Origin of the sequence: Cyanobium sp. LEGE 06143 (genome assembly GCF_015207535.1) — a bacterium.
Lineage (GTDB): Bacteria > Cyanobacteriota > Cyanobacteriia > PCC-6307 > Cyanobiaceae > NIES-981.
In genome coordinates, this window is record NZ_JADEWP010000109.1 from 1 (window position 1) to 8,588 (window position 8,588).

At 72.2% G+C, this 8,588-nt stretch carries 8 protein-coding genes and 1 pseudogene; 3 read left to right on the forward strand and 6 right to left on the reverse strand.

All coding sequences use genetic code 11. The features are described from left to right. Positions 1–629, forward strand: a 629-nt coding sequence (gene plsY, locus IQ216_RS08775; RefSeq protein ID WP_193815175.1) for a glycerol-3-phosphate 1-O-acyltransferase PlsY, incomplete at its 5' end; no start/stop codon positions are given. A gap of 4 nt (positions 630–633) precedes the next feature. Here plsY and proC read toward each other — a convergent pair. The 6 genes and pseudogenes from proC to menA all read right to left on the reverse strand — a co-directional run bounded on the left by proC (position 634) and on the right by menA (position 5,261). Further along, positions 634–1,390 (reverse strand): annotated as a pseudogene (gene proC / locus IQ216_RS08780) (pyrroline-5-carboxylate reductase). Between the two features lie 89 nt (positions 1,391–1,479). After that, positions 1,480–2,028, reverse strand: coding sequence for a cell division protein SepF (locus IQ216_RS08785; RefSeq protein ID WP_193815176.1), 549 nt, complete (start codon positions 2,026–2,028; stop codon positions 1,480–1,482). A gap of 23 nt (positions 2,029–2,051) precedes the next feature. Continuing rightward, positions 2,052–2,786, reverse strand: coding sequence for a YggS family pyridoxal phosphate-dependent enzyme (locus tag IQ216_RS08790; protein ID WP_193815177.1), 735 nt, complete (start codon positions 2,784–2,786; stop codon positions 2,052–2,054). Further along, the gene (locus IQ216_RS08795; RefSeq protein WP_186697135.1) at positions 2,746–3,012 is read right to left on the reverse strand and encodes a PipX family protein; all 267 of its coding nucleotides are present in this window, start codon (positions 3,010–3,012) and stop codon (positions 2,746–2,748) included. The genes IQ216_RS08790 and IQ216_RS08795 overlap by 41 nt, the downstream gene beginning before the upstream one ends. A 22-nt stretch (positions 3,013–3,034) precedes the next feature. Then, entirely contained in the window at positions 3,035–4,102 is a 1,068-nt protein-coding gene (gene mazG, locus IQ216_RS14255) for a nucleoside triphosphate pyrophosphohydrolase (protein ID WP_228007313.1), read from the reverse strand. Positions 4,103–4,262: 160 nt separating this feature from the next. Continuing rightward, the gene (menA, locus tag IQ216_RS08810; RefSeq protein ID WP_193815178.1) at positions 4,263–5,261 is read right to left on the reverse strand and encodes a 2-carboxy-1,4-naphthoquinone phytyltransferase; all 999 of its coding nucleotides are present in this window, start codon (positions 5,259–5,261) and stop codon (positions 4,263–4,265) included. Between the two features lie 74 nt (positions 5,262–5,335). On the opposite strand from menA, the gene IQ216_RS08815 reads away from it, so the two are divergent. Then, positions 5,336–6,724, forward strand: coding sequence for an isochorismate synthase MenF (locus IQ216_RS08815; protein ID WP_193815179.1), 1,389 nt, complete (start codon positions 5,336–5,338; stop codon positions 6,722–6,724). A gap of 13 nt (positions 6,725–6,737) precedes the next feature. Then, on the forward strand, positions 6,738–8,459 hold the full coding sequence (locus IQ216_RS08820) for a patatin-like phospholipase family protein (protein ID WP_193815180.1): 1,722 nt from the start codon (positions 6,738–6,740) through the stop codon (positions 8,457–8,459). The last annotated feature ends 129 nt before the right edge of the window (positions 8,460–8,588 follow it).

The following is an 8,588-nucleotide window of genomic DNA, read 5'->3' on the forward strand; positions in this document are numbered from 1 at the left end:
CGGGCTACCTGCTGGGCTCCCTTCCCAGTGGCTACCTGGCCGCTCGCTGGCTGAAGGGCATCGACATCCGCCGCGAGGGCTCCGGCTCCACCGGCGCCACCAACGTGCTGCGGGTGGTGGGCAAGGGCCCGGCCCTGGCGGTGTTCCTGATCGACGTGCTCAAGGGCACGGCGGCGGTGCTGCTCGCCAAGGCCGTGCTGGAGCCCCTGGGCCAGCCCCTGGGGCCCGCCGCCTGGGCCATCGACAGCTGGGTGGTGGCCTGCGGCCTGGCCGCCCTGGCCGGGCACAGCTGGCCCGTGTGGCTGGGCTGGCGCGGCGGCAAGGCGGTGGCCACGGCCCTCGGCATGCTGCTCGGCCTGGCCTGGCCGGTGGGGCTGGCCAGCTTCGGGGTGTTTCTCGCCGTGCTCAGCCTCAGCCGCATCGTGTCGCTCTCCAGCGTGCTGGCGGCCGTGGCCCTACCGCTGCTGATGCTGGGCTGGTTCCAGGGCCAGGGGGCCGGTGTGCGCTGGCCCTACCTGCTGCTGGCCCTGCTCACCAGTGCCCTGGTGATCTGGCGCCATCGCAGCAACCTGCGCCGCCTGCTGGCCGGCACCGAACCGCGCCTCGGCAGCAAGCCCGCTGGCTCCTGAGGGCTCAGCCCAGCTCGCGGCTGCGCTGGGCCGCCGCCAGCACCGCCTCGATCAGGGCTGAGCGCAGCCCGCCGCGCTCCAGCTGGCGCAGGCCGGCGATGGTGGTGCCGCCCGGTGAACTCACCAGGTCCTTGAGCTGGGCTGGGTGGAGCTCCTGCTGCTCCAGCAGGGCGGCGCTGCCCGCCAGGGTGCGCTGGGCCAGGTGGTGGGCCAGCGCCCGGGGCAGGCCGGCGGCCACGGCCCCATCCGCCAGGGATTCCGCCACCAGAGCCACGAAGGCCGGCCCGGAGGAGGTGAGGGCCAGGAAGGCATCGAGCTGAACTTCGGGCAGCTCATGCACCTCCCCCACCCGGGCAAACAACTGCCGCACCAACGCCCGCTCCGGCTCCTCCAGCTCGGGGGCCAGGGCCAGGCCCGTGAGCCCACAGCCCACCTGGCAGGGGGNTGTTGGGCACGGCCCGTACACAGCGCCAGCTCGGGAACAGGCGCTGCAGCCGCTCCAGCTTCACGCCGGCCAGCACCGAGATCAACAGCCCCGAGGCTCCGGGCGGAGCCGTGGCCGCCACGGCCTCAAGCTGCTGGGGTTTCACGGCCAGCAGCAGCACCGGTGCCGCCCAGGCAGCCGCCGGATCGGTGCCCACCGCCAGGCCATGGCGCTCCTGCAGGCGGGCGGCGGAAGCCTGGCTCGCCACCACTGCCTTCAGGCCCGGGGCCTCCAGCAGCCCTGCCTCCAGGAGGGGGAGCACCAGGGCACGCGCCATGGTGCCGAATCCCACCACGCCGAGGCTGGGGAGTAGGGAACCGGAAGCGAGCGGCACCGGGTGCAATGGCAGCGAGGTGATCGAACGTTCTAGAGGGCGCTGTCCTGGCGGCCCCAGGSCGGCGAGGGAGCGGCTTCCTGTTCCTGGGCCAGCTCCCTGGAGATGGTGGTGGGGGCAGAAACCTCTTCACCGCTGGCTGTGGTGACGCTGACGCAGCTCGGGGCGAACAGGAAGATGCTCTCGCCCACCCGCTCCTGGTGGCCGTCGATGGCGAAGGTGCCGCCGGCCACGAAATCCACGGCCCGCTGGGCCTGATCGGGCTCCATCATGGTGAGGTTGAGGATCACCGTCTTGCGCTCCCGCAGGGCCTGGATCGCCCGGGGCATCTCGTCGAAGCTGCGGGGCTCCATCAGCGACACCTCTGCCGCCGCGGAGGAGAGCCCCGGCATGCCGATCACATTGCTGCCGGCAAAGGGGTCGTCGGAGCTGAAATCGGAGCTGAGCGCCAGGGCGCTGCTGCGCTGGATCGGAGGGGGGTCCTGGGCGTCGCCACCGTCGTAATCGAGGTCCTCGTCGTAATCGCCTTCGAGGTAGTCATCGCCGGAGACGACGGCACGCAGGCGGGAGAACAACGACACGGAGCGAACCTCTTGGGGTGCTTTCAACCTGAATAGCGTCCCACGTCAGTGATGGCAAGCCGTTGGGACGGTCGCACACCAAACAGGGCGCTGCCGATCCGCAGCCAGGTGCTGCCCGCCGCCGCCGCTTCGTGCCAATCACCGCTCATGCCCATCGAACGCTCGGGCAAGCCCAGCTGCGTGGCCAGGGCCGCGCAGGCCTGAAACAGAACCTGAAGCTCCTCGTGGCCGAGGCCCTGCGGGGCGATGGTCATCAGCCCCACCGGCCGCAGCGGCGCCAGCGTCGCCAGGCGTTGCCAGGCGGCGCGCAGCTCCTCTTTGCTGAAGCCGGTCTTGGAGGGGTCGGGCCGCAGCTTCACCTGGAACAACACCGCCGGGCTGAGGGATTCCTCGCCGGCGATGCGGGCCAGCCGCTCCGCCAGGGCCAGGCTGTCCACCGAGTGAATCGTGCCGAAGCGGCGCAGCACCGCCCGGGCCTTGTTGGCCTGCAGCCGGCCGATGAAGTGCCAGTCGAGTGGGGCCAGGTCGGCAAGCTCCTCCTGCTTGGCGCTGGCCTCCTGGAGCCGGCTCTCGCCGAAGCTGCGCTGCCCCGCCGCCACGGCGGCCCGGATCGCCTCGGCTGGATGGCCCTTGCTCACCGCCAGCAGACGGCAGCCGGGAGGCAACGCAGCGGTGATCGCCTCGAGCCGCGCCGCCAAAGGCTCAGAGGCCAGTGGCTCAGATGAAGGTCTGGTCAAAGAGCTGTCGCCAGTGGGCATGGGCCTCAGCGCCATCCCGGCGCACCCGGGCCAGGTTCTGCTCGGCGAAGTGACGGGCATCCATCAACGGCACCACCTCAAAACTGGCGCCCCTGGGCTGCAGGGTCACCACAAAGAAGATCCGCTGGGCATACAGCGTGGCGTAGAGATCCCTGCCGTCGGGCACTGGCGCCACTCGGTAGAGCATCCCGAAGGTGGGGTGATTGAGATAGCGCTCGGTGGTCACTCAGCCTTCTGATCTGCAGGTATTAAAGAGCACCGACACGCCATCGTAAGACCAGGAACAATCCCAGCCCCAGGCTCACCAGCAGATTGGCGGCCCGCGCCGGCGGCGCCAGGCGGTGCAGCTGCCAGGGCGGCTGCCAGGTTCCGCCCCGGGCCAGCAGGGCCTCGGCCCCCTGCTCGGAGCGCAGCAGCAGGTTGGCCAGCAGCCTCTCCCCCACCCCCAGCACCAGCCCCAGGGAGAGCTGCCAGCCGAGCCGGCGCAGGTTCACCGCCCGGGTGGCCACGGAGCGCACCAGGTTCTGCAGTTCCTCCTGCACCAGCGGCAGGAAGCGCAACGACAACAGCAGGGTGAACCCCAGCCGCTCCACCGGCCAGCCCAGCCGCGCCAGGGGGGCCAGCAGCCAGCCGAACGACCACACCAGCTCCTCCGGTGGGGTGCTGAGCAGCAGCAGGTTGGCGCTGTGCACCAGGGTGAACAGCASATCGCCCAGCTCCTCCTGGGCATGGGCCCGGTCGCCGCTGGCCACGGCTTCCTTCAGCTCGTCGAGCTCCTCGTGCACCTTCTCCCACACGCCGCTGAGGTCGTCCCACTCGAAGCCGGCGGCGGCGGCCTGGCGGGAGATGGCCATGGCGCCGGCCAGGGCCGGCTGGCTGCGCACCTTGGGGCCGAGCCGCTCGCTCACCGGGCTGGCCGACTGCTGCGGCCGTTCGGCGGCCTTGATCGCGGCCCAGCTGGCCCGCACAGCGGCGCTGTCTTTGGCTTCGGCGCCGGCGAACACGTGGGGGTGGCGGCGGATCAGCTTGGCGCTGAGGCCCCGGGCGATCGCCTCCAGATCAAAGCGCCCCGCCTCCCTGGCGATCTGGGCGTGCAGCACCACCTGCAGCAGCAGGTCGCCCAGCTCCTCGCTGAGGTGGTCGTCATTGCCGTGGCGGATGGCATCGGCCACCTCGTGGGCCTCCTCCAGCACGTAGGGCAGCAGGGAGGCGTGGGTCTGCTCCAGGTCCCAGGGGCAGCCGCCGGCGGGATCCCGCAGCCGCGCCACCACGGCGATCAGTTCGGCCAGGGCGTTGAGGCTGGGATCGGCGGGCATCGGCCAGGGCCTCGGCAAGGGGACAGGGGGCCGCCCGGGCCTCAGCGGCGGCGGCGGCGGCGCAGCGGCCGGGGCAGCCGGGTGCGGAACGGCCGCCACTCCAGGCTGAGCACCTGGGCCGCCGACGCTTCACGCAGGAGTGGAGGCTGGGCCATGGCCTTCAGAGCCAGCGCCCGAGGGCCAGACCCAGAGCCAGGCCGAGGCCGTTGAAGGTCTGGAAGCGGAGGGCCAGAAACTTGCTGCCCGCAATCGCACTGGGGCTGTCGTGCTGTTGCTGCAGCAAGCCGATCAGCTGACGGCCGGGGGCCAGCGCCAGCCCGCCGAGCAGGGCGGTGAGGGGCCAGTGGCCCAGCAGCACCGGCGCCCACTGCAGCGCCAGGGTGAGGGCCACGAACCAGGGCACCAGGCCGGCAGCGGTAGCGGTGCCCAGCTGCACCACCGGGGATCGCTTGCCGTGATCCGCATCCTCCTCCACCTGATGGAAGTGGGAGCAGAACAGCACCAGGGTGGTGGCCACGGCCGCTCCACCGCCCAGCAGCAGGGCGGTGCGCCAGGGGATGCTGCTGGCGGCGGGGCCCAGGGCCAGCAGCGCCGCCGCCGTGGCCAGGGGCCCGAAGGCCAGCCAGCACAGCGGCTCCCCCAGACCGTGATAACCGAGGCGAAAGGGCGGGCCCTGGTACAGGTAGCCGAGGGCGCAGCAGCCCAGCACCAGCGCCAGCACCAGCGGCGTGCTGCGCCAGGCCACCAGGGCCATCAGCAGCAGCCCGGCCAGCAGAGCAGTCCGGGCCCAGCGGGCCACCGTGGCGCGGCGGCCGGTGAGGTTCACCAGGGAGTGGGGCTTGCCGTGGGTGTCCACGCCGGTCTCGGCGTCATGGACGTCATTGGCGAGGTTTTCCCAGGCCAGCAGCAGCACGGCCGCCAGCAGGAACAGCAGCAGCTGGTCGAGGCGCAGCACCTCGCCCTGCCCCCAGCGCCAGCCGGCCGCCAGCAGCGCCGGCATCACGGCCACGGCATACATGGGCCACTTGATCGCTGAGCGCCAGAGGCGCCGCCGCTCCTCGGCCGCGCCCGCCGCCTGCCCTGAACCCACGGCACCCAGCGCCGCCACGGACCCGGGCGCTGCGGCGTAACGGCTTGCGACGACCTCGGGCTCAGGCATGGGGACCGGGGGCGGCAACCGCGACAGGACCCATACATTTGAGCAGCTCTTCGCGGCGCCCCGGGCCCCAGCCGTTGCCGGCTCCTGATTCCTTCACCGATCTGCTGGCCCTGGCCAGCGAGGGCGCCCGCCAGGCGGACGAGGAGGGCGTGCTCAGCCTGGCCATGGCGATCGACCCGGGGGATCCGATGGCCCTGCTGCCCCACCTGGAGGGCGGCGACAGCTTCCGCTTCCTCTGGGACGGTGCCCCGGGGCTCTGCATCGCCGCCAGCGGCCGCACCAACAGCCTGGAGCTGAGCGGTCCGCGGCGCTTCGAGCTGGCCCAGCGCTTCGCCAGCGCCAGCCTCAACCGGCTGGCCGGGGCCCAGGTTGCCTGTCCGCCCCTGGCCAGGCCCAGGGTGCTGCTGGCCTTCGGCTTCTTCGACGCCCCCCTGGACACCAGCGTCGCCGCGATCCCTGGGGTGCAGGCCGTGCTGCCCCGCTGGCAGCTGAGCCGCCATGGCCAGCACTGCTGGCTGCGGCTGCAGCGGCCCCTGGGCGGCGGCGTCACGGCCCGCAGCCTGGCCGAGGAGCTCTGGGAGAAGGCCCGCGAGCTGGAGCGCCACAGCCACGCCTCAGCGGCCAGCGCCACGGTGGCGGTGGCCCTGCGCACGCCCTGGCAGGAGAACTACCTCCAGGCGGCGGCCCAGGCCCTGGAGCTGGTGGAGGGCGGCGCCCTGCAGAAGCTGGTGCTGGCCGTGCGCCAGCAGCTCACCCTCAGCGCCCAGCCCGATCCCCTGGGCCTGCTCGCCCCCCTGCGCCGCCACCAGGGCGGCAGCTGCCGGCTGCTCTGGCAGCGCTGCGCCGGATCGGCCCTGATCGGCGCCTCGCCGGAGCGGCTGCTCACCGTGCGCCAGGGCCAGCTGCGCAGCGATGCCCTGGCCGGCACCGCCCCCGCCGATGAACGGGCCGCCAGCCTGCTGCACTCCAACAAGGACCGCCTCGAACACGAGCTGGTGGTGGATACGATCACCGCGGTGCTCAGCCGGGCCGGCCTGAACCCGCGTCGGCCTCGGCATCCCCGCCTGGCCCGCCACGGCCAGCTGGTGCACCTGCACAGCCCGATCAGCGCCTGCCTGGGACGGCAGCAGCCCCTGGCCATCGCCGCCGCCCTGCACCCCACGCCGGCGGTGGCGGGTCTGCCGCGCCGCGAGGCCATGGCCTGGCTGCGCAACCTGGAGCCCTTTGAGCGGGGCCACTACGCCGCCCCGATCGGCTGGATCGACAGCGCCGGCGACCTCGACCTGCGGGTGGCGATCCGCAGCGGCACGGTGGAGGGCCGCCAGCTGGAGCTCACCGCCGGTGCCGGGCTGGTGCCGGGTTCGGCGGTGGACCGGGAGCTGCAGGAGGTGGCCCTCAAGCTGGGGGTGCTGCAACAGCAGCTCAACCTGCCCCAGCCCACGCGGCTGGCCGGGCCTGCCTGATCGATACCCCTCCATGACACAAGCGCTTCATGCCCTGCTGGCCGGGGCCCTCGCCGGCTCAGGGGTGCTGGCGGGCCTCGATCCCAGCCGCATCACCGCCCTGGGCCCAACCCAGCTGGCCATCGAGGAGGGTGAGCTCCTGTTTCGCCAGGGGGATCCCGGCGACCACGCCTATCTGGTGCTCACGGGGGTGGTGGGGCTGCACACCGGGCCGCCGGGCCAGCCGGATGGCTTCTTCCGCAAGGTGGTGCCCGGGGAGCTGGTGGGGGACTACGGCCCCCTCAGCGGGGAGCCCCGCTCCGCCTCAGCCCTGGCCCTCACGGCGGTTCAGGTGCTGCAGTTCGACGGCGACCAGCTCAACCAGCTGCTGGAGTGCGAGCCCGGGGTGCCATCCCGCTTCATCACGGCCCTGGCCGAGGCGGCCTCCGTGGGCCGCGACCCCGGCCGCATGCCGCTGCAGACGATCGTGATCCACGACGCCTGCCCCGGCTCGCCCCTGACCACGGCGGTGCGGCGCCTGCTGCCGGAGCAGCTGCGCCAGCTCAGCCAGGGCCTCGACGACCTCAGCATCAGCGGACCCTCCGAAGCTGACGACGACCCCGAAGCCGCCCTGCACGCCCGGCTGGTGGAGGCCACCCGCACAGGCCGTCCCGAGGTGATCGTCAGCGACGATCCAGGCGCCCTCAGCCGCCGCAACCGGCTGCTGGTGGATCGGCTGCTGATCCTCAGCGAGGGGGAGGCCAGCAGCATCCGCCTCCCCCAGGCCGAAGCTGGCGAGGCCCTGCTGGTGCGGCTCTGGCCAGCCGAGGAGCAGACCCCCCGCTCGCGGGACTGGGCCACGGCCCAGCCCTTCGCCCAGGTGCTGAACCTCAAGCCCGAGCGCCCCGATCACCTGGAGCGGCTGGCCCGGGCCACCCTGCGGCGCCAGCGGGTGCTGGTGCTGGGCGGCGGCGGCGCCAGGGGCTTCGCCCACGTGGGCGCGCTGGCGGCCCTGGAGGAGCTGGGTCTGCGCGACTTCGACATGGTGATGGGCGTGAGCATCGGCGCACTGGTGGCCTCCCTGGTGGCCTTTGAGCTGCCCGCCAGGGAGATCCTCAGCAATCTGGAGCGGGTGATCATCAAGGCGCGGCCCTACTCCTTCACCCTGCCGCGGGGCTCCCTGTTCACCCTGCGCAACTCCCGACGGGAATTGGAGCGCTTCTTCGGCAGTGCCCGGCTGCAGGACAGCTGGCTGCCGCTGCGCACCTTCTCCACCAACCTCGCCACCAACCAGCTGCAGGGCTGGGGCAGCGGCGACATCGCCACAGCGGTGATCGCCAGCATGTCGGTGCCGGGGATCTTTCCCCCCGTGGAAGACGGGCAGGGCCAGCTGAACGTGGATGGCGGCATCCTCAACAACCTGCCGGTGGCCGAGGCGCGCCGGCGCAGCAATGGCCGGGTCGTGGCCCTGTCGCTCGATCCCGATCCCGAACTCAGCCCTGAAGCTGGCGCCGATCCCGCCATGAAGCCCAGCAGTGAGCTCCAGCACCCCTCCCTGGGGCGCACCATCATCGACGCGATGATGTGCGGCTCCCACGCCACCACCCGGGCCCAGGAGCGGCTCGCCGATGTGATCCTGCGACCCGATATCGGCAGCTTTCCCTTCCTCGACTGGAAGCGCTACCAGGAGATCCACACGGTGGGCTACGAGAAGGCCATCCGGCAGCTCCAGGCTGGCTGGCCGCAGAACCGCTGAGGGCTAAGGAGGCTCTGGAAAACCCGAGCCATCCGCGCGAAAATATCCCTGTAATCGCAGGCGCGGACTGGGTTCATGGGCAGCAAGCAGCTCGGATTCGGTGATTACGGGCAGACCACGGCCAAGAAT